This is a genomic window from Halobacteriovorax sp. XZX-3, assembly GCF_043196495.1.
Taxonomy (GTDB): Bacteria; Bdellovibrionota; Bacteriovoracia; order Bacteriovoracales; family Bacteriovoracaceae; genus Halobacteriovorax_A.
In genome coordinates, this window is the sequence record NZ_JBEBMO010000001.1 from 2,133,415 (window position 1) to 2,156,647 (window position 23,233).

22 protein-coding genes are annotated in these 23,233 nt (G+C 35.9%); 16 read left to right on the forward strand and 6 right to left on the reverse strand.

Features of this window, described 5'->3' with window-relative positions; all coding sequences use genetic code 11:
- Positions 1-37 precede the first annotated feature (37 nt).
- The 6 genes from glmS to ABMA70_RS10330 are packed head-to-tail and all read left to right on the forward strand — an operon-like array spanning position 38 to position 8,076.
- On the forward strand, positions 38-1,867 hold the full coding sequence (gene glmS, locus ABMA70_RS10305) for a glutamine--fructose-6-phosphate transaminase (isomerizing) (RefSeq protein WP_392993717.1): 1,830 nt from the start codon (positions 38-40) through the stop codon (positions 1,865-1,867).
- A gap of 26 nt (positions 1,868-1,893) precedes the next feature.
- Positions 1,894-4,125 carry an ATP-dependent helicase gene (locus tag ABMA70_RS10310; RefSeq protein WP_103218410.1) on the forward strand — a complete coding sequence of 744 codons (2,232 nt, stop codon included), beginning with the start codon at positions 1,894-1,896 and terminating at the stop codon, positions 4,123-4,125.
- A gap of 18 nt (positions 4,126-4,143) precedes the next feature.
- Complete coding sequence (locus tag ABMA70_RS10315; protein ID WP_392993713.1) at positions 4,144-6,381, forward strand: hypothetical protein; 2,238 nt, start codon at positions 4,144-4,146, stop codon at positions 6,379-6,381.
- A complete protein-coding gene (locus tag ABMA70_RS10320) occupies positions 6,374-7,282 on the forward strand; it encodes a hypothetical protein (RefSeq protein WP_103218408.1) in 909 nt (302 codons plus the stop codon). Before ABMA70_RS10315 ends, ABMA70_RS10320 begins: the two co-directional genes overlap by 8 nt.
- Positions 7,263-7,706 (forward strand): cyclic nucleotide-binding domain-containing protein, encoded by a 444-nt coding sequence (locus ABMA70_RS10325; protein ID WP_158246901.1) that lies wholly within the window; start codon positions 7,263-7,265, stop codon positions 7,704-7,706. The genes ABMA70_RS10320 and ABMA70_RS10325 overlap by 20 nt, the downstream gene beginning before the upstream one ends.
- Complete coding sequence (locus ABMA70_RS10330; protein WP_103218406.1) at positions 7,699-8,076, forward strand: hypothetical protein; 378 nt, start codon at positions 7,699-7,701, stop codon at positions 8,074-8,076. The genes ABMA70_RS10325 and ABMA70_RS10330 overlap by 8 nt, the downstream gene beginning before the upstream one ends.
- Here the strand turns inward: ABMA70_RS10330 and ABMA70_RS10335 are convergent.
- Positions 8,071-8,502, reverse strand: a complete 432-nt coding sequence (locus ABMA70_RS10335) for a FliG C-terminal domain-containing protein (RefSeq protein WP_103218405.1) — start codon at positions 8,500-8,502, stop codon at positions 8,071-8,073. The two genes, ABMA70_RS10330 and ABMA70_RS10335, sit on opposite strands and share 6 nt — an antisense overlap.
- A gap of 18 nt (positions 8,503-8,520) precedes the next feature.
- Positions 8,521-8,946: a hypothetical protein gene (locus ABMA70_RS10340; RefSeq protein ID WP_103218404.1), complete on the reverse strand. Its 426-nt coding sequence runs from the start codon at positions 8,944-8,946 to the stop codon at positions 8,521-8,523.
- An 82-nt stretch (positions 8,947-9,028) separates the two neighbouring features.
- On the opposite strand from ABMA70_RS10340, the gene ABMA70_RS10345 reads away from it, so the two are divergent.
- Positions 9,029-10,210, forward strand: a complete 1,182-nt coding sequence (locus ABMA70_RS10345; protein ID WP_392993708.1) for a thiolase family protein — start codon at positions 9,029-9,031, stop codon at positions 10,208-10,210.
- Positions 10,211-11,536 (forward strand): hypothetical protein, encoded by a 1,326-nt coding sequence (locus ABMA70_RS10350; protein WP_392993705.1) that lies wholly within the window; start codon positions 10,211-10,213, stop codon positions 11,534-11,536. It abuts the gene before it with no gap.
- Positions 11,537-11,730: 194 nt separating this feature from the next.
- Here ABMA70_RS10350 and ABMA70_RS10355 read toward each other — a convergent pair whose 3' ends face one another.
- Positions 11,731-12,276: a hypothetical protein gene (locus ABMA70_RS10355; RefSeq protein WP_103218401.1), complete on the reverse strand. Its 546-nt coding sequence runs from the start codon at positions 12,274-12,276 to the stop codon at positions 11,731-11,733.
- A 90-nt stretch (positions 12,277-12,366) separates the two neighbouring features.
- Here ABMA70_RS10355 and ABMA70_RS10360 point away from each other — a divergent pair, with 90 nt between their 5' ends.
- The 8 genes from ABMA70_RS10360 to ABMA70_RS10395 all read left to right on the forward strand — a co-directional run bounded on the left by ABMA70_RS10360 (position 12,367) and on the right by ABMA70_RS10395 (position 20,172).
- Entirely contained in the window at positions 12,367-13,236 is an 870-nt protein-coding gene (locus ABMA70_RS10360; protein ID WP_392993702.1) for a HEAT repeat domain-containing protein, read from the forward strand.
- A 111-nt stretch (positions 13,237-13,347) separates the two neighbouring features.
- Positions 13,348-13,851: a ubiquinol-cytochrome c reductase iron-sulfur subunit gene (locus ABMA70_RS10365; RefSeq protein ID WP_021267552.1), complete on the forward strand. Its 504-nt coding sequence runs from the start codon at positions 13,348-13,350 to the stop codon at positions 13,849-13,851.
- Positions 13,852-13,880: 29 nt separating this feature from the next.
- Positions 13,881-14,663 carry a cytochrome b N-terminal domain-containing protein gene (locus ABMA70_RS10370; RefSeq protein WP_103218399.1) on the forward strand — a complete coding sequence of 261 codons (783 nt, stop codon included), beginning with the start codon at positions 13,881-13,883 and terminating at the stop codon, positions 14,661-14,663.
- Between the two features lie 31 nt (positions 14,664-14,694).
- A complete protein-coding gene (locus ABMA70_RS10375; RefSeq protein WP_199177554.1) occupies positions 14,695-15,771 on the forward strand; it encodes a hypothetical protein in 1,077 nt (358 codons plus the stop codon).
- Positions 15,772-15,832: 61 nt separating this feature from the next.
- Positions 15,833-18,664: a c-type cytochrome gene (locus tag ABMA70_RS10380; protein WP_103218398.1), complete on the forward strand. Its 2,832-nt coding sequence runs from the start codon at positions 15,833-15,835 to the stop codon at positions 18,662-18,664.
- A 13-nt stretch (positions 18,665-18,677) separates the two neighbouring features.
- Positions 18,678-19,316 carry a cytochrome c oxidase subunit 3 gene (locus tag ABMA70_RS10385; protein WP_199177553.1) on the forward strand — a complete coding sequence of 213 codons (639 nt, stop codon included), beginning with the start codon at positions 18,678-18,680 and terminating at the stop codon, positions 19,314-19,316.
- Between the two features lie 105 nt (positions 19,317-19,421).
- Complete coding sequence (locus ABMA70_RS10390; RefSeq protein WP_103218397.1) at positions 19,422-19,658, forward strand: hypothetical protein; 237 nt, start codon at positions 19,422-19,424, stop codon at positions 19,656-19,658.
- Positions 19,639-20,172: a DUF420 domain-containing protein gene (locus tag ABMA70_RS10395; protein ID WP_103218396.1), complete on the forward strand. Its 534-nt coding sequence runs from the start codon at positions 19,639-19,641 to the stop codon at positions 20,170-20,172. The genes ABMA70_RS10390 and ABMA70_RS10395 overlap by 20 nt, the downstream gene beginning before the upstream one ends.
- On the opposite strand, the gene ABMA70_RS10400 is transcribed toward ABMA70_RS10395, so the two are convergent.
- From ABMA70_RS10400 to ABMA70_RS10410, 3 genes are read right to left on the reverse strand one after another with little or no spacing between them, the layout of a single operon-like run.
- Entirely contained in the window at positions 20,162-20,947 is a 786-nt protein-coding gene (locus ABMA70_RS10400; protein WP_392993697.1) for an acyltransferase, read from the reverse strand. The genes ABMA70_RS10395 and ABMA70_RS10400 overlap by 11 nt on opposite strands.
- Positions 20,948-20,953: 6 nt before the next feature.
- Positions 20,954-22,096 carry an aminotransferase class V-fold PLP-dependent enzyme gene (locus ABMA70_RS10405; protein WP_392993694.1) on the reverse strand — a complete coding sequence of 381 codons (1,143 nt, stop codon included), beginning with the start codon at positions 22,094-22,096 and terminating at the stop codon, positions 20,954-20,956.
- A 1-nt stretch (position 22,097) separates the two neighbouring features.
- Positions 22,098-23,192, reverse strand: coding sequence for a tryptophan 2,3-dioxygenase family protein (locus ABMA70_RS10410; protein ID WP_392993691.1), 1,095 nt, complete (start codon positions 23,190-23,192; stop codon positions 22,098-22,100).
- Positions 23,193-23,233 lie beyond the last annotated feature (41 nt).

The window sequence follows — 23,233 nt, forward strand, 5'->3', positions numbered from 1 at the left end:
TTTAATTAGTATTTTTTAAACATATAAGGAAGTGACTATGTGCGGAATTGTTGGGCATCTTGGGCCATCAAATTCAGTTGACGTTGTTCTAGAAGGACTTAGAAGATTAGAGTACCGTGGGTACGATTCAGCTGGAGTTAGTTTCATCAGCAAAAATGATGAGCTTCTCGTTTATAAAAAAGAAGGAAAAATTGGAAACCTTGAAGCTGAGCTTGAAGGTAAAGATATTCATGCAAGATCTTGTATTGGGCACACTCGTTGGGCCACTCACGGTGGTGTAACAGATTACAATGCGCACCCACACGTTTCAACAAAAGATGGAATTGCAATGGTTCACAATGGAATCATTGAAAATGCCAATGAAATTAGAAATGAGTTAAAAGGGCATGGAATTTACTTTGAATCAGAAACTGACTCGGAAACATTTCTTGGGCTTTTAATTTTTCATAAACGCCAAGGTACTCCAATCAAAGAAGCTGTAATTAAATCATTTGAAAGAATTGAAGGATTTTCTGCATTTGTTGTATTAAATCGTGAAACAGATGAAATCTTTGCGATTAAAAAAGGTGCTCCATTAGTATGTGGAAGTAATGAAGTAAATTCTGAAGTATTTGTTTCAAGTGATCCATATGCTCTTGCTGGTATGGCCACTCGAATTTACTTCCCTGAAGATAATGTTCTTTGTCACCTAAGTGTAAAAAATAATCAGCTTTTAAATTTTTATGAGCTTGATGGATCTAAGACTCATCGTTATATGTCAAAAGAGCAAACGATCGATCACGATCCTGCATCTAAAGGTGATTTTGAGCACTATATGCTTAAAGAAATTCACGAACAGCCTGAGTTAATTCGTTCTCTAACTCAATATTACTTTCAAGGTGAAGGAAAAGAGAGTTTAGAGTCAGCAATTAAACTACCAATGGATGCAATTAGTATTACAGCTTGTGGTACTGCTTACTATGCTGGTCTTGTAATTAAAGATTACTTCGAATCAAATAATCGCATTAGATGTTTTACAGAAGTTGCAAGTGAGTTCCGCTACCGCAATCCAATTCTTAGCCAAAATGAACTAGCAATGTTCATCTCTCAGTCTGGTGAAACAGCAGATACTTTAGCTGCGCAAACGATGTGCAAAGAGAAAGGAATGAAATCACTTTCAATTGTAAACACTGAAGGATCTACTCTTTATCGTGATTGTGATGTGAATCTTATGATTCGCGCAGGTGTTGAGATTGGTGTTGCTTCAACAAAGGCATTTACTCAACAAGTATTAACTGGAAAGACTCTTTCAGAAGTTATTTCTAATGGTGGTATGTCTGATGATTTAAGAAACTCTCTTTCTTCACGCTATAGTCTTCTTGCTGAAAGAGTTGAGCAACTTTTAGATAATACAAAACCAATTAAAGATATTGCTGATGCAATTTATAAGTATAAAGGTTTCTTCTATACTGGTCGTGGAGCATATTTTCCAATTGCCCTAGAAGGAGCACTAAAGCTCAAAGAAATCGCTTACGTTCACGCCGAAGGTTATGCTTCAGGTGAGTTAAAGCATGGTCCAATTGCTCTTATTGATGAAGAGAAAGTTAACGTTGCCCTAGTCGGTGAAGATTTATTTGAAAAAACAGTTTCGAATATTCAAGAAATTAAGGCACGTAAAGGTCTTATTGTTTCAATTGGTCCAAAAGGTAAGGAAGATTTAAGAGAGATCTCTGATCACTATATTGAATTAGACTTTGATGGGCTTGGAGACTTGGCACCACTTTACGTAAACGTAGTAAACCAACTTCTTGCTTATTATATTGCGAAGAATTTAGGGACAGATATTGATAAGCCAAGAAACCTGGCAAAGTCAGTTACTGTTGAATAAAAAGAAAAGAGTAAATAGGAATTTTAATGAAGTTAGACCACCTCAATATTCAACAACGTCAAGCCGTTAAAGAGATTGATGGACCAATGATGATCCTTGCTGGTGCAGGATCTGGAAAAACGAGAACTCTTGTTACAAAGATTGCGTATCTTTTGGAAGAGAAGAATATTTCTCCATTTCAACTATTGGCACTTACTTTCTCAAATAAAGCCGCTAAAGAAATGCGAGATCGTGTCGGACGTGATGTAAGTTGTGATGTTGGTGCTCTTCAAGTTACTACTTTCCACTCTTTTTGTGCAAAGATGCTAAGGTCTGAGGCAAATTACTTAGGCCTTAGTAGAAATTTTACGATTTATGATACTAGTGAGCAAAAAAGTGTTGTTAAAGCGATTTTAAATCGACGTGGAATTTCGCAAAAAGAAACTTCTCCATTTGAAGTTTTATATTTTATTGAAGACCTAAAAAATCACGGTCATTATCCTGATCGTGATATTTCAGATAAAGATTATGAAGTAGAAAGTGATGATATTTTCTACGATATGTATCTTGAATACGAAAAAGAGTTGCACAAAGCTAACGCCACTGACTTCGGTGGCCTTATTTCTGGTGTTATTCAATTATTTGAAAAATTTCCAGAAGTACTCGAAAGATATCAAGAGCGTTTTCGTTATATTCTTGTCGACGAGTATCAGGATACGAACCGTGCCCAATTCGACCTAGTCACAAAACTAGCAAAGAAAAGAAGGAATATTTGTGTTGTTGGGGATGAAGATCAATCGATCTATTCTTGGCGTGGAGCGGATATTCGAAACATCTTAGACTTTGAAGAAGTTTATAGTGATGCTCAAATTTTAAAGTTGGAACAAAATTACCGTTCTTCTAAAAATATTATTGAAGCAGCAGGAGCTGTAATTGCACGAAATACTCAGCGTAAAGGCAAGAGTATGTGGACTGATAATCCAGAAGGTGAATCAATTGAGATCGTTGAATGTTCCAGTGATAGAGAAGAATCTGATTTTGTCGCTGAACAATTAATCCATCATCATAGTGAAGATGGAGTCAATTACGATGAAATGGCCGTCTTCTATCGTACGAATTCTCAGTCGAGACAAATTGAAGATGCACTTAGAAAATCAAATATCCCATATCGAGTTGTTGGTGGGATTAAGTTTTACGAAAGAAAAGAAATTAAAGATCTAATTGCTTATATTAGACTTCTTGTTAATGACAAGGACTCGCTAGCATTAAGTCGAATTATCAATGTACCAACTCGTGGAATTGGTGCCACAACTTTAAGAAAGATTGAAGAGGAGGCGATTAAGTCAGATAGTTCTCTTTGGGAAGTTGTGAATAGAGTTGTGGATAACCCAGAAGATTTTAAACATATAAGGCTTTCGTCTCGAGTTAAGTCTTCACTGTCTCAATTTGTACATCTCATTACTGAAGCTAAAGTAGCTCATGATGAGGGGGAAGCATTAGAGACCGTTTATGAAAAGCTCCTTTATGAATCTGGTTATTGGGAAATGCTTCGAGCTGCAAAGGACTATGAGTCTCAAGCTCGAATGGAAAACCTTGAAGAGCTTGGAAGTGCATTTACACAATTTGAGGATCAGAACCCTAACGGACGTTTCGGAGCATTTCTAGAAACGATAACTCTTGATAACTCAGCAATTGGACAAGAAGAAGAGAATCAAGGCGAAGTTTCTTTAATGACGATTCACGGAGCAAAAGGGCTTGAGTTTGAATATGTCTTTGTGACAGGAGTTGAAGAGACTGTTTTTCCAAGTTATCAATCGATTGAAAATGGAGAAACAGCAATAGAGGAGGAGCGTCGACTTTTCTACGTTGCGATGACAAGAGCGATGAAGAGACTTTATATTACATTTGCCCAAGGTCGAATGTTATTTGGTCAGCTACGCTTTAATGGCTTCAGTCGATTTATCCAAGAAATACCGAATAAATTTTATATATGGAAAAAGCTAGGTGGTGGACGCCAACAATCAATGGATGATGATTGGGACGATCTATGCGATCCAGTTTACGATGATGAACCAGTTTACCGAGTTGAAAAATCGCCAAGTATAAGTGCAAAAAAAGTAACTTATCCTAAGGGTTCAAGGATTGTTCACTCTCTCTATGGAGAAGGAACGGTTTTAGAATGTATCGGACCTTCAGGAGATGAAAAGGTAACGATTAAATTTAATGACGGTGCACAAAAGAAATTTATGGCAAAGTTTGCGCCACTGACTTTAATCTAAAATACCATTGGAGGGTATGTGAAAACTAAGTCACCATTAAAAATAATTTTTTTATTTTTAGCGTTTCTAATTGTTTTTTCTGCAATTATTTTAATTGTTGCTAAACGAAACTTAAAACCAGATGCAATTAGACAAGCCTTTACAACACAGCTGCAAAAAACATTACCTAATGCGGAAGTTTTAACGCAGTCTCTAGACTATTCCCTAGGCCTTAACTCTAAAGTGAATATTAGAGGAGTTGATATTCTCTATCCTCATGGTGGAAGAAAACTACCTCTATGCTCATTTGAAAATCTTCAAATAGAGATTCCATTTTGGACGATGTTAATGGGTTACGGAACAATTTCTGTTAATATTGATAATCCTAAAGTTAGCTATATAGAATTTAAGAAGGGATCAAATTGGGAAAACTCTTTTGCCTCAAAAGCAGTTGTAAGCTTTGAGCAGGAAGATAAAAAATCAATCAAGAAAAAAGAAGAAAGTGAAGATAATGGCCCTGGTCTGGCCGTCTTAAGTTTTTTCTCTGACGCCTCACTAAACTTTAACGTAACAAATATTAATGCAAATTATGCATTAAGAGATAGTGGTTTTGGTGAAGTAAAAATTGAAAAACTTGCTTTAAGAGATATTGGTTTTAATACAACTTCTGTTTTTGAACTTAAGTCTCACTTCATTCTTTCTAAAGGAAAAACAAATGAAACATCATTTGACCTTCTCATTATTGGAGAGACGGTACTAGACAGATGGTTAGAAGAGAAAAAACTGAACTTTAATGCCGAAGTTGATATTAATAATATAAAGTCGAATTTAATTGTTAAGCCATTAAAAAAATTCTCTGTAAAAATGGACGGTGATGTTGAAAAGAAATTGATGTCTTCAAAGGTTGTGGTTGCTCTGGAAGAACATCAGTTCATGAAATCGAAATTAGACTACGACTTAGAAAAGGGAATATTAAAGTTACATAATATAAATTTAGAAAGTAATCTTGAAAATATTGTTTCTTATTTTGTAAACGTTGCAGATTATGGCGTTAAAATTAAAGATGGCAATCTGAGAGTTGAGGGAAGCATCACTTCGAAAAATGAGAAGCTATTCCCAAGTCTTACAACGACAGTTGATAGCAATCTCGTTGCACTTGGAATTCCTGTAAATGTTAATGTGAAAAATAATCTCAATAGCAAGCAAATCCGATCTGCAATTGAGTTGAAGTTATTGGAAGGTATTGTAAAAGTAGGTCAGTCTACACCTTTTGTTTTAGGAGTTGACCGTTTCGATTATTTAAAAACTTCTACAGTGAATTTACATTTACAAGATATTCAAATTCCGACAGAAATTAAAGAAAAGATGCCGGAACATAAAACGGTTCGAGATGTCGAAGAAAAAGATGAGAATACTGATATTGATATTTCTAGTACAAGTGGTGAGGTATTTTCAAACTATCCTGTAAAATCAAAGATTAAATTCTCGAATGTTATTTTAGGTGAATCACCGATTAATGGTCAGTTAGGTATAAGTGTAAATAGAAAGAAATTAAGTATTTCTACAAATAGGCTTAAACTTGGAACTGCTCCTTTGAATCTGAACCTTGAGTCTGAGATTCATAAAAAGGGAAAAACGACTGAGCTAAAAGCTTCATTCACTGACGTTGATATTGTAAGCGCTGCTCTTTTTATTCCAAAAGGTATTGTTAAATCAGTTGAAGGTAAAGCGTCGGGTAATTTAGATGGTAAAATGATTGGTAAAGAGTATGACTTCAATGTCGCTTTAAATATCAAAGAAGCTAAGCTGCATAAAATAAACTTAGGTAAGGTCGTTGGAAACTTATTTCAGAAGCTTGATAAGTTAGCGAGTAAAGATATTACAATTAACGGTGACATTAATGAGGTATCTTTCAATGGACGCCTAGACGATCGCTATCATCAATTTAAAAGTTATAAGGTTATTTTAGATGAAGGAAAATATGCTTTAGAAGGCAATGGGAAAATTGATTTCAAGGCCCCAGGTGAATTACTTGGAGCGGTTGTTGTTAATGAAGAAGAATTAAAGCATGATCTGAATAGAGACTATGGAACAGCTAAAATTCCTTTCCGATTAGAAGGTATTGGGTATGCGCTAAATACTGACTATAAATATACTCTCGAAGAGTTAGCAAAGAGTGCCGCAAAAAATTTATTAAAGAAAGAATCAGATAAAGTCCTTCAAAAAAATAAAGGCAAAATTAAAAAATTATTTAAGGGTATTTTTAAAAATGACTAAAAACTTAATTGCTTCGGTCGATATCGGATCGAACTCTACACTTTTGCTCGTTATTGATCGCGATACAAAGGAAATTGTTCAAGAGTTTTCTACAATTACAGGACTTGGACGAGGTTTAGATAAAGAAGGTGTTTTTCAAGAAAAATCAATGGAAGATACTTTTAAAGCTTTAAAAGAGTATAAAGAGGAATGTCTAAGATTAGGTTGCAAAAATATTATTATTACTGCAACAGAAGCTTCTCGTGTTGCTAAGAATGCACCTGATTTTTTCTCTAGAATTAAGTCTGAACTTGATTTGGATATTGAAATTATATCTGGAGAAGGAGAGGCTTTCTATACTGCTTTTGGTATTAATGAAATGATGAAGAAGAAATCCAAAAAACAACTTATTTTAGATGTTGGTGGAGCTTCTAGTGAATTAATTTTAATAAAGACAAAGCCGTTTGAAATAATTGAAACGGTTTCTTTACCAATTGGTTCAGTTCGAGTTGATGACTGGATTAGAGATGGCCAACTAAGAAATAAAATAGATGAAATTTTTGAAAGCTTTAACCTAGAATCTTATCTTGGACAGGATGTTATTGGTGTTGCTGGAACTCTTACTAGTTTAGCATTAATGTTTTCTGGTGAAGATTCTTATAATGCGGAAGCTATTAATGAATATTCAATTTCATTAGCTGATTTTAATGAAAGTACTGATCGAATACAATTAGTAGATTCGAAAGCTCTTGGAAAACAATTTGCTTTTCTCGGAAAAAGATCAAAAACAATACAGTCTGGAGCGATTTGTGCACAGACTATTCTAAATAAGATTGAAGCGAAGAATATCCATTTTTCAACTTATGGACTTCGTTATGGTACGGCACTTAGAGGAGAGATCGATGACGTTTACCGCGTATGAAACGAGTAAGGTTGAGATTGAAAGCCTACTTTTTAAAGAAAGTGCAAGTGCTGAATTTGTCTTCCTTGTGAAGTCAGGAACGCTTTTAACTGTAAAAGAACAAAGTGGAAGACTTGTACCAACTGGTACTCATAAGAAAGGTGATTTCTTAGGTGTTTCGGGGGGAATCAATCGTAAGGTTTATGATGAGTCTTGTTTTACAATTGAGGATGTTGAAGTCGTCCCAATTCCAATTACAGAAATTTCAAAAATTATCGACTCAAATGAACTGTGGCTTAAAAAAATTGTAAACACAACAATCGATCGTCTTGATAGTGCTATTAATATTTTAGCAGAACATAAAATATTCGATACAACTAAAAGTAGCGACTTTGTTTTTACTGATGAAGTAGAAGCTAAATTTAGGAAGTTAATCAATGAATAGACTATCGTTATTCTTTCTTTGTGCGTTCTTAATAGGATGTAGTGGCAATAATAATGATTGGCATGGTGGAGCTGATGCTAACTCAAATGGAGTTCGCGATGATATTGATAGCTGGATAGAGAAGAAGGCCAATGGAAATGAGAGACTAAAAAATGCTCTTGTTAATCTTGCTAAGATAAACCCTGCCAAGTGTGAATATTCTATTAAGGCAAAATGTCTTGATCAGTTGAGTGAGGATGGAATACTTCTTCAGATAGAGCTATTAGATCTTCAGTTAAATACAAAAGAGTTGAGGGCAGAATTTGAGGGCAATATTAAGAACTGCCCCCAAATCGATGATCGTAAAATTAATTATAAATGTGATTTATAGACTTAGTCGTCCTCTGTTGTTGAGGGCGACAATAGTATCTGTGACACGCTTTCTTGCTCTTTGAATATCGCGTGCTTCATTTGCACCAAGATTTTTAACTAGGTAAGAGTAGGCTTCTTCTGCCGCTTCTCTAGGTAAAATTGTAAGAACTTTCTTTTGAAAAGATTTCTCACATTCTTTAAGTGCAACACCAATCACTGGTGCCTTAATAAATTTAACTACTTGATTTAAGTCGATCTCATCTAGTGCATAGATCGTATCGAAAGTAATACTTTCAGCATAAAGTTCTTTAGCAAGTGTAGGATTTCTCATTTGAATATTTTTCAAAAGAGTCGCCCTTTCATCCGCATTCATAAACTTCAGCATCTCAATAATTTGAGCCTTTCCATTTATAAATACACCACCATTTTGCTTATTAGCTTCCATTTACTTTCCTTTGGGAGATTAAGCCTCTTCCCATTTCATTTTTTCTTTCATGTATTTCTCTCGTGCTTGCTCAAGCGTGTCTTTGTGGGACTCATTCATTTGCGAGATCTGATTATCATGAGTTTCTTTAAGTTCTGCAACTCTGGCTTGATGAGACTTTTTCATATTTTCAAGCTCAAGCTCCATGCGACCATGTTCTTCTTTAACAAGTTCAGTTTGCTTGTCTCTAATTTGCTTTAACTTAAGTTCTGTACTGTTTTCAACACTTTTAATTTCTGTTTCATAGTGTTTGTTGAGTCTTTTTAGGTCTGCAAGATGCTTTTTCTCAGTCTTCTGATACTCCTGAGAGTTTTCAAGCTTTGCCTTCTTTAGTTGATAGGAGTGTCGCTTGTACTCTTGCTGTTTGAATCTCTCTAGCTGTTGGCGATTGATTTCTGTTGACATAAATTACTCTTCTTTGACTAGGACATAAAAGCGTCCTAATATATTTTAGTAAGTATTTAACTGTAAGTGAATGGAGGCAAATATGTCCTTAAATAAAGGCCGTCGCGTATTTTTAGTAGGTGGAAAACGAACACCATTTGGTAAATTTGGTGGTTCTTTAATGGATATTAAGCCAGTTGACTTAGCTGTTGCTGCCACAAATTCACTACTTAGTGAAACAGGTGTTAAGGCCGAGTTAATTGATCAGGTAATCCTGGGCAATGTTGTTCCTTCATCAACAGATACTATGTATGGGGGAAGGCATCTCGCTTTAAAAGCCGGCTGCGCTGAAAATACTCCTGGAATTACTATTAATCGACTATGTGGATCGGGTATTCAGGCAATTCTCGATGCTGTTCGTCTAATTAAATTAGAAGAAGCAAGTTGTGTACTTGCTGGTGGAACTGAGAATATGTCGATGGTTCCTCATTTAACTTATGGTTCACGTTTTGGTACGAAATACGGATCATTGAAGAATGTTGATATGCTCCTTGATGCTCTAACTGATCAACATGCAGGTTGCCCTATGGGGATAACTGCAGAAAATCTTGGTTCAAAATATGAGGTGTCTCGTTCGGACTGCGATGAATTCGCACTTTTATCACACCAACGTGCAACTGCAGCTTATGAGGATGGAAAACTTCAAAAAGAAATATGTGAAGTAGAAATTAGAAAAGGTTCAGTTAATAAAGACGAACATTTAAGAGAGGGTGCTTCTCTTGAAGATATGAATAAACTTCGCTCATCTTTTGTAAAAGATGGACTTGTTACTGCAGGTTCTGCTTCTGGTATTGTTGATGGTGCGGCCGTTGCACTTGTGGCAAGTGAAGACTTTGTTAAAGAGCATGGGTTAAAGCCTATTGCTGAAATTATTGATGGTGCAGTCGTTGGTGTTGACCCTACGATAATGGGAATTGGTCCGGTGCCGGCAATTCGTAAACTTTTAGCAGATAATAAGATGGAACTTGATCAAATTGATCTTGTGGAAATAAATGAAGCATTTGCAGCTCAAGCACTTGCTTGTATGAAAGAGCTTGCCCTAGATATAAATAAGGTTAATATTTGGGGGGGAGCGATTGCATTAGGGCATCCTCTTGCGGCATCTGGAACTCGTATTACGACTACTTTGGCAAATCAACTTGCAAGTGAAGGTAAGGAGTATGGAATTGCGAGTGCTTGTATCGGTGGTGGCCAAGGAATTGGTATTTTAATTAAAAGAGTTTAAATGAAAAATATTAACGATGAATTAAAGTTTTTTCATCATGATTATGCATCTTTTCGCGATTGGCTTTGCCTGGATATCCAAAATGTTACTTGGCAAGGAAAGTACCGTGAAGATTTTGAACGTTTTTGGGATGTATTCTTTGATGAAGACTTAACTCTTTTTGAAATTTCAAAAAGATTTTATTATATCATCGACAATATTCACGTAGGTCCACTTGAGTCTTGGTTTACTTGGCTTAGGGATAAATTTATTTGTTTTGTTTTTATTTCTCGAGATATTTCAATTGAAGAGCTTGCTAAAAATTTACACCAAAGTGAGCGTGATACTTCAATTTTACTGCGTAGTTTTTTTGTCGAGGTTTTTCCTCAGCATGAAGATTATATAAATGAGCATTTCACAATTAACGATATTCTTTCTAAGAATCGTGATTTTAGTGCCAATAAGTTAGTTACCGAACTAGGTGTTGATCTGACATTTTCAGGAAGCCATAATCACGAAATTTTAACTTCGATGGAAGTTACTCTCTATCAAGAGTGGATTTATTTTGTAAAAAAAATGGAGAAGGATTTTCGTGGAACAACTTTTAATATCTCAAGGTTAAAACTTAGAGATAATTTAAGTGCGAAAATGCAGAGCCTTGCTCAAGTCTTTGCCTTCATTGGGATCGCAATTTTTCTTGTGTGGGCCATTGAGTTTGCAAATAGAACTTATGAAAAATACTTATCAGATAAGATCAGTGTTTACGAGCCTCAGTTTCGTTGGGAAAATGAAGGTTTAAAGTTCACTGATGAAACAATTGCTGATCAAGAGCAAATTGCACAATTTGAATTAGATATTAAAGATATTGAAAATGTTGATGATACTGAAAACTTCCTAGGGGAAACTTTAGAAGATGAAGAACGTGATGAAGTAGAATCGGAAGTTGTACTAACTTCTATTGATACACTTCCGCGTGATATTTCGTCAGCAGATAGAGAGCAGTCTTCATTTGAAGAAGATATTAAAGGTGGTGGGTATCGTGATAGTCGTTACGGTAACACAAAAGTTTATCGTGTTATGATGAACTCCGCTGATACTGATGATACGAGAAAACGTCTTGGTAAACTTCTCGACCTCTATCAAGTAACTCAAGTTGATAATGTAAAGCCTGGGCTAGCGGTACCTGGTGGTTTCTATTACAACCTTTATGTTCCAAGATCTTACTTGAAAGAATTTATGGCCCAAGTTAAAGGGGATGACTCCGTAATTATTTACGAATCAAGAACTCGAACACGTCGTAACCCACCTGGAAAAAATAAGGTGTTTATTTGGCTTAAGGCTATCTAGAAATTAGGTGAATGGCACCCTACATTTGTCCATCTGGAATACTAAAGCATCCGCAAAATTGATTGGCTAAGGCCAATCTATTGTTTGCGGTGCTAGCCCACTAATCTTTAGCTTTAAAATTATTCGAGAGGAGTGTATTTATACACGACGGTTCGTCTCAAGGGCCGACGATTTGGAAAACAGTCGCGAAGGATCTACATCTGCCCATCTGGAATACTAAATAGCGTCTTTACTTCACGAAGTAGTTGATGAGTCTGACCAAGGAACCACCATTGTCTAACAAATCCAATCAGCATTGAAGCGATGAACCCATATGCAACACCAGAGTGAGTTGTCTTTTCAACCATATTCGTATCGTGAGCACCACCAAGAAAGAATGCAATCATTCCTAGAATGATCATTAGCATTGTCCAAGGAATAGTTTGTCTCTTTGCAAGGTCAGCTTTGTGAACATATCTTTTAACTTTTTCTCTATAAGGAGTTAAATCACCTGGTGCTTCATCAAAAAGCTCATTTAAATTTTGTTCGCTAGTCACTATTAAATTGATGTTATTAACTAGGCGTGAAACACCGATGAAATAAAACATCACAAATGCTTGTGCGAAGATTGTATAAAGATAGGCTGGAATGGCCAATTTAATGTGGCTAATTCCCACATCAATAAATCCTAGTGCTACGCAAGTTGTTAATCCAATTGCAGCAACCATGATAACGATCAGTCCTCTAAGTAGATAGGCCATAATTTCACCTTTTATAATTGTCAACTATACTCTAATTTGCTAATTCTTATCCCATATTTAATAAAACATTTACTATAAGGCAATTTCTTCGTGAGCGAGAAAAATCAGAACACTAAGTTAGATAAAAAACTACTCGAAAGTAATCCGGTAATGGGCTCTTTAATGGTTCCTATTGCTATCGTACTAGTAGGAGCACTGATCATTTTTGGTGTGACTAAGATGCTTTCTAACGATCACTCTTATAAAGACCTTGTCCACGAGATGAAGTCTAAAACCTTTGGTAATAAGTGGATTGCAGCACTAGAGCTTTCTAAAGTTATCTCTGCTGGAGCAGTCAAAGAAGAAGATATCCCTTGGTTAGTAACAAACCTAAGAGATATTTATAAGACGACAGTAGACCCAAGAACACGTGACTTCATTGTCGTGGCCATTGGTGCTCTTGGACATGAAGGGGGACTTCCTGTTCTTGAGCATGCTCTACAAACAAATAATCCAGAAATTAATTTTCATGCGATGGTTGCACTATCAAAAATGCCTAAAGGTATTTCATTTGATTGGAGCATCGTAAAAAGCTTTATTGAGAAGAATGACGCGGCCATGGTTCAGGTAACAATTCTGACTCTAGCTACTCATAATGTTGATGGTACAGAAGATTTATTTATTAAGAGGCTAAATAGCGACCTTGGTTTCTCTGTGAGATATGCCGCAGCAACAGCATTAATCGCATATAAGAGTGATGAAGCGATCCCTACTGTAAATGAAATTCTTACTCTAAATGATGAGTCTTTAGGTAAGAAGTTAACGGTTCAGGAGATCAGTGGTCTAAAATTTAATGTACTCACTGCGTTAAAGAGAGCGAATTGGAAAAAGATGGCGCCGAGCGTTGAGAAAATGATTAATATTGAGAAAGATATAAAAGTAGTTAGTCTTGCAAAGGAAGTTTTAAATTCGTTGAAATAGTGATAACATCCTTCAAAGTATAAAATGAATTTGCAATAACTTATGAATCATAAATTGGGTCATCGTGACTTAAATTTGTGTATTTATGATTAGAAATAGAGGTTTTTTAAAATGTCTGATGATGTAAAAAAACAGTTAAACCGAAGAGAGTTCTTTAGTTTTGTTACTGTTGGTTGGGTAGCCTTCACTTCTGCGGTAGCAGGATTCTTAACTTTAATTTTCCGTTACACGTATCCAAACGTTAACTTTGAACCAGAAATGGATTTCGTCGCTGGTCGTCCTAACGATTATGAAGAAGGTGTAGATGAGCGCTGGAAGAATGGTTACGGTGTTTGGATTGTAAAAATGGAAGGACGTCTTTTCGCTCTTTCAAATATCTGTACACACTTAGGTTGTGTTCCTAACTGGCTTCCTGCCGAGTTAAAATTTAAATGTCCATGTCACGGTTCTGGTTACTACCAAAATGGTATCAACTTCGAAGGTCCAGCTCCAAGACCGTTAGAGAGATATAAAATCTCACTAAATGCTGAAGGAAAAATCATTGTCGATAAAACAAAAATTTATCGTTATGAGAAAGGTCAGTGGGACAATCCACAAAGTTACTTAAAAGTTTAATTTAGATTAATAAATAGGAAGGAATAACAATGGCTAAAAGAGGTGTTGTTGATTACATTAGAGAAACTCAGGTCTGGAAATCGATCTTCAGACACGGGCCTCCAACGAACGCAAGAAACAGAGCAGCTGTCGTAGCTGGTAACGTGTTTTTACACTTACATCCAATCAAACTAAAAAAATCAGGGGTTCAGCTTGGTTATACATGGTGTATGGGTGGACTTACATTTTTCATTTTCTTAGCGCTAACTGTTACTGGTGTACTTTTAATGTTCTATTACAGACCAACTGCAGAGTACGCATATAACGATATTATCGCACTTAAAGAGCACGTGCCTTTAGGGATTATGCGTGAAATTCACCGTTGGGGTGCTCACGCCATGGTTATTACTGTGTGGCTTCACATGTTCCGTGTATTTATGACTGGTTCATATAAACCACCTAGAGAATTTAACTGGGGTGTTGGTGTTATCCTTTTAGTATTAACTCTTCTACTATCATTTACTGGTTACCTACTTCCTTGGGATCAGCTAGCGATTTGGGCGATTGCCGTTGGTTCGAACATGGCAAAAGCAACACCTTTCCTAGGTCATGGTGGTCCAGGTGCAGCTTTAGCTCAAATTGGTGACTTCGTGATGGTTTCTGATAAAAACGACGTTCGTTTCCAGCTTCTTGCAGGACGTTTCGTTGGGGAACCAGCACTACTAAGATTTTATATTCTTCACTGTGTATTCATTCCACTTGTTGTTGGTGTTCTAATTGCAGTTCACTTCTGGCGTGTAAGAAAAGACGGTGGGATTTCAGCTCCACTTTAGAAAATATATTTTGAGAGAAAGGGATATATAAATGAAAGAACTTATAAACTGGCTGGCCGATCCGATTAGATCATTCCCGATTACGACGGTCCTATTCTTCTTCATGATGAAGTACTATCGTGTAGTAGGAAGCAAGAAATTTGCTAAATGGGCACTTATTGCTGCTGCACCTATTACAGTTTGGTTTTGTATGGATGCAAACTTTAGAGCAATTATCCTATGGCCAGATAATATTCCAATTAACATTATTATCGTTCTTATCGCTTGGCTTACTTGGTATGCACTTTATAGAGCAGCAGAGAATGACAAGAGAATTGAAAATGGTGAGTGCCCAATCGAAGCACTTCCAGAAAATAGAGAAAAAGTATGGGTATGGCCTAACTTAGTATTTACTGAGTTAATGTGTATGATCGGTACGACAATCTTCTTAGTAGTATGGGCGATTATCTTTAAAGCTCCTCTAGAAGAACCTGCAAACACTACTTGGGCACCTAACCCGGCGAAAGCTCCTTGGTACTTCCTTGGTCTACAAGAAATGCTTGTATACTTTGACCCTTGGATGGCAGGGGTTGTACTTCCAGGTCTAATTCTTGTTGGTCTTATTGCAATTCCATATATTGACACAAACCCAAAAGGGAATGGTTATTTCACAATTAAAGAAAGACCAATCGCTATGTGGGGATTCTTATATGGTTGGATCGTACTTTGGATGTACCTAATTATCGTTGGTACTTTCTTACGTGGTCCAAACTGGACATTCTATGGACCATTTGAGTTCTGGGACTTTCACAAGGTTGTTTCTGAGTACAACGTAAACCTTTCAGAATTTGTATGGCTTAAGTGGCTAAATACTCCAATGCCTTCAAATATCGTTGTTAGAGAGATTGTGGGTATTATCCTAACTCTTGTTTACTGTTGTGTACTTCCTGTTGCAATTGCTAAGTCAAAGTACGGGAAGAAGATTATCGAAAACACTGGTCAGATTAGATACTATATTTTCATCATTCTTGTACTTGGTATGACTTCATTACCAATTAAGATGGTTCTTAGATGGCTATTTAGCTTAAAGTATATTATCGCTCTGCCAGAGTGGGAACTTAACCTATAAGCGAATCTGGATATAGATATATAAAGATACTTAAAGAAGAAGTAATAAAGGGTATATAAAAATGTCAAAGAAACATGAGCCAGGCATGGCCTATGATATGAAAAAACTGAATAAGATCTTCGCGATCTTTTCACTGGTTCTTTTGGTCACGGTAATATGGGTTTTCCTAGATGATTACATGAGACCTTGGAAAGCAATTCAAATCGAAGCAATGAAAATTGAAAAAGAAAAAATTGCTAAAGATATTGCTGAAGAAGAAGCAAAGATCAGTGCTGAAAAAGTTAAAGTTCTTAATGACGAATTAGCGGCAGCTAAGAAATCAGTTGAAGCTAAGAGCAAAGATATTGCTGCTATCGAGAAAGAGCTTAACCAAGTAATTAAAGATATTAAAAAAGAGCAGATCGTTAATGGTCGTCTAAACTCAGACGTTGCTGCACTTGCTTTTAATTACGGTGTTGCTCACGCAGAACATGCATCGAATGCAGGCTCTTTATTTAAAAAACTTCAAGAGAAGAAAGATCTTTTTGCAAAATCGACTGATAAGAAGAAAGCTCTTCAAGATAAAGAAAAGAACCTTAAGAAACAGCTAGCTGACTTTAATACTGATATTGATGCTATTAATAAGCAAGTGAACGGTATTGTTGGTCGTCTAGAGCTACTTAAGGGTGCTGAGAAGAGAAAAGAAGTTACTCCGGTATTTGCACTGAGAAACTTACCATTTATCGATTTCATGGACCCAACTGTTAAGGTTCAACAAGTAGTATTAGAAAATATTACTGACGATAGATTCTTTCAACACGTACCAAAAGTTGATCGTTGTATGACTTGTCACACATTTATTGATAAGCCAGGTTACGAAAATCAACCAAACCCACATAAGACTCACCCTAACTTAGACCTTATGGTTGGAGCTAATGGTAAGCACCCAATGAAGAACTTTGGTTGTACTTCATGTCACGGTGGTGAAGGGCATAGAGTTAATGACTTTAATGCAGCTGCTCACATGCCTGCAACAGAAGAACAAAAACAAGATTGGATTGCTAAGTACAACTGGCACGAGCCACACAAAGTACCTATCGTACAATTAAGACGTGGTGATTACGAAGCTGGATGTGTTAAATGTCACAGTGGTGTTCAGTATATTCCACAAGCGACTACTTTAAATGAAGGTCGTCGTGCTCTTGAAAAATTTGGTTGTTATGCTTGTCACAAGATTGAAGGTTGGGAGCATAAGAGAAAACCAGGTCCTAGTTTAGAGAAAATAGCTGCTAAGCTTGATAAAGATTTCTTTAAGAATTGGGTTTGGGAACCAAAAGCATTTAATAAGCATGCAAAAATGCCTCAGTTCTTTAATAACGATAATAATAACTCACCAGAGTTTGTTAAAAAGAATATCGCTGAAGTAAACGCAATCGCTGAAGTTATTTACGCTCAGTCTGAAAGCTATAAGCCTTTCATGAAATACACTGGTGGTAATAAAGAAAAAGGTAAGCAACTGGTTGGTGAAATCGGATGTCTTGCTTGTCACGGTGTTAAAGACTTTGCACTTGAGTCTCAAAAAGTTGATGCTCATAAAGGTCCTTACCTAGATGGTATTGGTTCTAAAGTTAAAGATGCTAATTGGATGGCTTCATGGCTTAAAAACCCAAGTCACTTCCAAGAAGATACAATTATGCCTTCTTTCAGACTATCTGATAGAGAAGTTAACGATATTACTGCATACCTAATGAGCCTTAAAAATAATCAATTTGAAAAGCTTAAGTTTGCAGATATGGATAAAGGTGCAAGAGATGAGATTCTTGTAACTTACTTCTCTGCTTTTGATACTGTTGAAGTTGCAAAAGCTAAGCTTGCGACAATGAGCGACCACGAAAGAACAATGGAATTAGGACGTCGTTCAATCGGTAAATATGGTTGTTACTCATGTCACAATATTAAAGGTTTTGAAGATCGTGCACCAATTGGTCCAGAACTTTCAAAAATTGGTTCTAAGCCTCTAACTCAATTTGGTTTCTCTCATGAGAAAGTTGAGCACTCAAGAGAAGCTTGGATTAAAGCGCACCTACTTAACCCAAGAAGATGGGACAATGGTGTTGATAAACCATTTAAAGATCTACTAAGAATGCCTCAGTTCCATATGAGCGAGAAAGATGCTGCTCTAATTACAACAGCTCTTATCGGTCAAGTTGATCAGAAGATTCCTCTTAAAGGTGTTAAGAGATATGATGCTGCTGAAACTGTTGCAAATGAAGGTATGAAAGTTGCTGTTAAGTTTAACTGTATTGGATGTCACCAAATCGATGGTGAGTTCGGTGATATGCTGAAAATTTACGATGATGTAAACGAAGCGCCTCCACGTTTAGTTGAACAAGGGCACCGTGTACAAGCTGATTGGTTCCATTACTTCCTTGGTGATGTATATGAGATCCGTCCATGGCTTAAGTTAAGAATGCCTTCTTTCAACATGAGTAAAGAAGAAAAAGAAAAACTTGTTGATATGTTCCGTGTAAAAGCTGACCAACCAATCTTTGATGAAAATGAAAAAGTTGTTTGGGAAAGTAGTGAAGAAAGACGTGCTGCTGTTAAATTATTTAACGACTTAGCATGTGCTTCATGTCACACAACTGGATTCAATAGTGATCCTGCACTTGCTCCAGATCTTCACTTTGCTAAGAGAAGATTAAGAAAGAGTTGGATTAAGAAGTGGCTTGAAGGTCCAGATAAGATTATGCCTGGTACAACAATGCCTTCTTTCTGGCCAGAAGGAGAGGCTGCGGATCCAGAACTTCTTGACGGTGATGCTAAGAGACAAATCGAAGCAGTTACTAAGTATGTACTTGAGTTAGGAAGTGATTTTTACTCACCAAAAGCTAAGAAAGCTGGAAAGAGATAACGGGAGTTTATAAATGGCAGGACATGCTAATACAAAAGATTTAGTTCATGACGGTGTAATTAGTTATCCAAATGACCCTCAATTTGGACACGCGAGTCCAAATAAAATTGGGATGTGGTTATTTCTTGGAACTGATGCCATGTCATTTTCAGGCTTATTAATTGCTTATGCTGTACTTCGTGCAACTAAGCATTGGCCAAACCCTGTAGAAGCTCTTGGTGGAGTACACCTTTCAGGGATTATGACTTTCATTCTAATTTGTTCTTCTGTTTCAATGGTTATGGCGATTGATGCTGTAAAGATGAGACAACCGAAAGCAATTAGAGGTTGGTTACTTGCAACGATTATCGGTGGAGTTATCTTCCTTGGTATTCAAGCATATGAGTATATGCACCTTATGTCAGATATGGGGATGACATTCTCAACATATGAGCATGGTAATAACTTATTTTCTTCGACATTTTTTGCAATTACAGGTTTCCACGGGCTTCACGTACTTTCAGGTGTAATATTCCTTATTTATATGTACGTACTTGCTCTTAAGGGACGTTTTGACAAAGGTGACTATGGACTTCTAGAAGTGTGTGGTCTTTTCTGGCACTTCGTTGACCTTGTTTGGATTCTAGTATTTACATTTATTTACTTAATTTAATTAGTGAACAATATGTTGTAAGAAAGGCCCTACCTATGTAGGGCCTTTTTTGTTTTGACCTAAAATAATGGACTAAGCCTTCCGAAAGGTATATAAGGCAATTATATGAAAAGTTTCTTATTACCAATTGGCATATTAATTCTAGTACTATTTTCAGACTACGTTTTTGCGTGTCCTGGTTGTGCTGGATCTATGGATAATCCAAAGGATGCTAGGTTAGTTTGGATTCTTGTGACTTTCATTGGTCTAATCTATATTCCGTTTTTTATTCTTTATAAAACAATTCACAAATATAGAAAAAACTCAGTAGCTTCTAAGATTCATGAAGAAGAACAACAGTAATTTCATCTATACATTACTTTTTATTTTAAGTGGTCTAATTGCACTTTTTCTCGTTTGGTTTATTTACTTCAAACCAGAAGCTGCAGTTAAGTTATGGTGGGTAGATTATCTTCCAATGGTAAACGCTGCTTTAAATACAATTTCTGCGACATTATTATTTGTAGGCTGGAGATTTATTAAAAATAAGAATGTTTCTGCACATATTAAATGTATGTCAGGGGCGACTGCCACTTCCGCTCTCTTTCTTGTTTCATATCTTCTGTATCATCACTTCCATGGGGATACGAAATTTATAGCGCAAGGTTTTGTAAGGCCTGTGTACTTTTCAATTCTAATTTCACACGTTTTATTAAGCATTGTTATGTTGCCAATGATTTTAATTACTCTTTGGAATGCTTTGACTGGTAGTTTTAAAAGCCATAAGAAATGGGCAAAGTGGACTTTACCCATTTGGCTTTATGTTTCAGTAACTGGTGTAATGATTTTTTTCTTTTTAAAATATCTTAATTACTAGATTCTTTTTTTGCTTTCTTTCTATCTTCTGCATTTAGTCTTGATTTTGGAAGTACCGCTTCATGTGGTGAAACAACAACTTTTTCGCCAATAATAACATCTCCCATAATCGAGGCTTTTAATCCAACTGTTGCACCTCTCTTAATAACTGTTGGCGCAATAACTAGAAAACCAGCTTGAGCATAATGAGCAAAAATTGTGGCAGAGCCGCCAATTGTCACATAGTCTTCAAGTGTAATCAGACATGGATCAGAAATATTTGTCGTATTGATTACACAATTTTTTCCAATCTTCATTCCCATCATTTTATAAAAAAGAGTGATTATCGGAGTTGCTTGAAAAAAATCTAAAACTGTATAGCGTACTAGTTGTGTTAAAGCATTGTGATAATACCAAGGAAGAGTTTCTAGAGAAATCCAACTCCCTTTAAATGGTTTCATCTTCAGAGGATAAATCCAATTAAAGAATGGTACGATAAAAATTAGAGTTAAAGCGTAGGCTGCATAAGACATAACAAATGCAAATGACATCGCTAGGGCCTGAATAATGAAGTGTTGTCCTGCTACATTTTCATATGCCGTAGTTAAAAAAATGTATCCAGGAGTCAATCCTAGAGTAATACAAATAATATAAACTATAATTGGAGGTATCATCGCTGCCATATATCCAATGGCCTGATATTTTCTAAAAATATTTTCTAAAACCTTAGCAAGACCCTTCTTATTAGACGCTCCTGATTGAAGTTCTTCCTGTGATTGCTTTTTCTTCTCTTCCATTTTTCCCTAACCAATATCTTTAATAATTTTAATAAGCTTAATTATATCATCACTATCTTGATAAATGCTAAAGCCAAAACGCAAAATATTTCGGCGGTAATCAACATTAACTCTCTTTGTTTTAAGACTTTTGGCATACTCTTCACACTCTAAAGCTGTGGTGAAAATAAAAGCGATAAAGTGTCCTCTATTGGCCGTTGTTACAATTTTATTTTCTAAAGTTGTCCCTTTTATTCCAGACAGAAAGTCAGCTTGGTTTTTTTCAACGTGTAAGTGAATATCATGGACAGTTACCTTTTCATTCTTCCATAGATTTAAAACAGCATTCATACGATAGATTGCCGTGAAATCCATGGTTGATCCAGCAAATCTAAAACCATCATTACTAAATGGAACCTTATCTTCACTAAAATTTGTCAGGTCTCCCATCTGTGCAAACCAACCAGTATTTTTTGGCGTAAGTTTTGTATTTTTTGGTGATATCAGAAAGCAAGATCCTTCTCCTGATCCGCAGTATTTATAACCCCCGGCCATGTAGAAAATTCGATCTTCTATTTCTTTTAGATCTGTTGGGAGGGCCATAAATGCATGGTAGGCATCAATTACAATTTCAGCTTTAGAATTGATTGCTTTAACAAATGAGATGAGATCCTTAATAGCAAAAGAAGAATTAAAAAATACTTGGCTAATAAAGATTAGATCATATTTGTCAGTATTTGCTTCTTGAATAAATCTATCGATAAAGTTTTTATCATTACTATTTTCAATCTTAGTTACATCAAAAATATTTTCTTCTGAAAGACGATTGATTTGACGATCAAAAGAGTAGAACTCACTATCAGTTGTTAAGACTTTTGCTCCATTAGGAAGAGCTGAAAGTATACGATAAGCAAGCTCATGTGTATTCGGTGCAAATGTAATTTGCTCTGGTTTAGAAATATTTAAAACGTTTGCAATATTCTTTTGTAATTCGACAAACTCATTGGAAAAAAATAATCCCCATTTTTCATCAACATATTTAGCGCTATCATCCCAGTACTTGATCTGTGCATCTCTAGTGACATCTGGCCAGTAGTGGTGTGAGTGAGCAGCAAAGTGAAGTTTGCCCTCGTTTGCGTTTAGAAATCTTTTAAAATATTTCTTATACATTCTAATCTCTGTAATTAAAGTTCATAGCTGTTTTTAACTTTTCAGGTAAAATTGGTCTCTGCGATCTTGGAATAATAAAAGTTGATAGATTAAAAAGATCGATGAATGAACGATTGTTATCTGCTGCATCTTTTAAGTATTGATGACCTGAAGATCCACCTGTTCCAATTTTAGTCCCTAACATTCTATGTGCCATAAGTGCATGCTTATAACGCCAAGTCGTAAAGTTCTCATCGATATCCATAAGGTGTGCAAGAACAGTATATGGAAGTGTTAGGATAGGCTCATCTCGATAAAGAAGAACAAAGAGGGCATTTAGAGTCGCTTTTTGAGAAAGCCTTCTTTTTCCTTCTTTTACTAATTTATTATATTCTACAGAATTAAAAAGTGTTTCAAATGTATCGCGTGTACTTTTAAGGTTTGCCTTTTGTATCTCTAGCGCCTTAGGTGGAAGTGTTGCCATATTATCAAGGACAGTAAGTTCGTCACCACATAACATATCTTCAACACATGCCTGATACTCACTCCAGAAATCAAATTCCTCGTTAAAGGTAAATGGCATTCTTTCTAGCCATTTCTCAAGAGCAGAAAATAATGTTGACTCAGCTTCAATTTTTAAAAGCCTTTCTTTATCTTGATCATTCAGTCTTCCAAGGAAATATTCACGATCAACTTCTTTCCTTTGATTTGTCGAAAGTCCAAGCAGAATTTCAATTTCTCTAAATTGAACACTTTGGAATCCTGAAGCAGGGACAAGTAAATCTCTAAATTCAAGAAAATCCATCGGGGTCATTGTTTCCATCACTTCTAATTGGCCAAGAAGTAGAGTTTGAACTTTTTTAATGCGCTCAAGTCTTGAACAAACAGTTGAAAGCAATGATTCTTCAACTTTATCTACTGAGAAAATGTTTTTTATCGAGTGTAGTTCGTGAAGTATTTGTTTGAACCATAATTCATATACTTGATGCACGACTATAAAAAGTGTTTCATCGTGTGCTACATCTCCATATTTTTTAGAGAGAGGATTTTGTGTATCGAGTAATTTATTCAGTTCTAAATAGTCACCATAATAGACAGGACCGTGATTTTTGTGCATATTGACTCCTATATAGAAATACTATCCCAACACTTTGAAAT

Excerpts from the sequence above, each read along its gene's own strand:
- glmS (WP_392993717.1), top strand. The coding sequence starts at position 38 with ATGTGCGGAATTGTTGGGCATCTTGGGCCATCAAATTCAGTTGACGTT.
- ABMA70_RS10310 (WP_103218410.1), top strand. The coding sequence starts at position 1,894 with ATGAAGTTAGACCACCTCAATATTCAACAACGTCAAGCCGTTAAAGAG.
- ABMA70_RS10320 (WP_103218408.1), top strand. The coding sequence starts at position 6,374 with ATGACTAAAAACTTAATTGCTTCGGTCGATATCGGATCGAACTCTACA.
- ABMA70_RS10325 (WP_158246901.1), top strand. The coding sequence starts at position 7,263 with ATGACGTTTACCGCGTATGAAACGAGTAAGGTTGAGATTGAAAGCCTA.
- ABMA70_RS10330 (WP_103218406.1), top strand. The coding sequence starts at position 7,699 with ATGAATAGACTATCGTTATTCTTTCTTTGTGCGTTCTTAATAGGATGT.
- ABMA70_RS10335 (WP_103218405.1), bottom strand. The coding sequence starts at position 8,502 with ATGGAAGCTAATAAGCAAAATGGTGGTGTATTTATAAATGGAAAGGCT.
- ABMA70_RS10340 (WP_103218404.1), bottom strand. The coding sequence starts at position 8,946 with ATGTCAACAGAAATCAATCGCCAACAGCTAGAGAGATTCAAACAGCAA.
- ABMA70_RS10345 (WP_392993708.1), top strand. The coding sequence starts at position 9,029 with ATGTCCTTAAATAAAGGCCGTCGCGTATTTTTAGTAGGTGGAAAACGA.
- ABMA70_RS10350 (WP_392993705.1), top strand. The coding sequence starts at position 10,211 with ATGAAAAATATTAACGATGAATTAAAGTTTTTTCATCATGATTATGCA.
- ABMA70_RS10355 (WP_103218401.1), bottom strand. The coding sequence starts at position 12,276 with ATGGCCTATCTACTTAGAGGACTGATCGTTATCATGGTTGCTGCAATT.
- ABMA70_RS10365 (WP_021267552.1), top strand. The coding sequence starts at position 13,348 with ATGTCTGATGATGTAAAAAAACAGTTAAACCGAAGAGAGTTCTTTAGT.
- ABMA70_RS10370 (WP_103218399.1), top strand. The coding sequence starts at position 13,881 with ATGGCTAAAAGAGGTGTTGTTGATTACATTAGAGAAACTCAGGTCTGG.
- ABMA70_RS10375 (WP_199177554.1), top strand. The coding sequence starts at position 14,695 with ATGAAAGAACTTATAAACTGGCTGGCCGATCCGATTAGATCATTCCCG.
- ABMA70_RS10380 (WP_103218398.1), top strand. The coding sequence starts at position 15,833 with ATGTCAAAGAAACATGAGCCAGGCATGGCCTATGATATGAAAAAACTG.
- ABMA70_RS10385 (WP_199177553.1), top strand. The coding sequence starts at position 18,678 with ATGGCAGGACATGCTAATACAAAAGATTTAGTTCATGACGGTGTAATT.
- ABMA70_RS10390 (WP_103218397.1), top strand. The coding sequence starts at position 19,422 with ATGAAAAGTTTCTTATTACCAATTGGCATATTAATTCTAGTACTATTT.
- ABMA70_RS10395 (WP_103218396.1), top strand. The coding sequence starts at position 19,639 with ATGAAGAAGAACAACAGTAATTTCATCTATACATTACTTTTTATTTTA.
- ABMA70_RS10400 (WP_392993697.1), bottom strand. The coding sequence starts at position 20,947 with ATGGAAGAGAAGAAAAAGCAATCACAGGAAGAACTTCAATCAGGAGCG.
- ABMA70_RS10405 (WP_392993694.1), bottom strand. The coding sequence starts at position 22,096 with ATGTATAAGAAATATTTTAAAAGATTTCTAAACGCAAACGAGGGCAAA.
- ABMA70_RS10410 (WP_392993691.1), bottom strand. The coding sequence starts at position 23,192 with ATGCACAAAAATCACGGTCCTGTCTATTATGGTGACTATTTAGAACTG.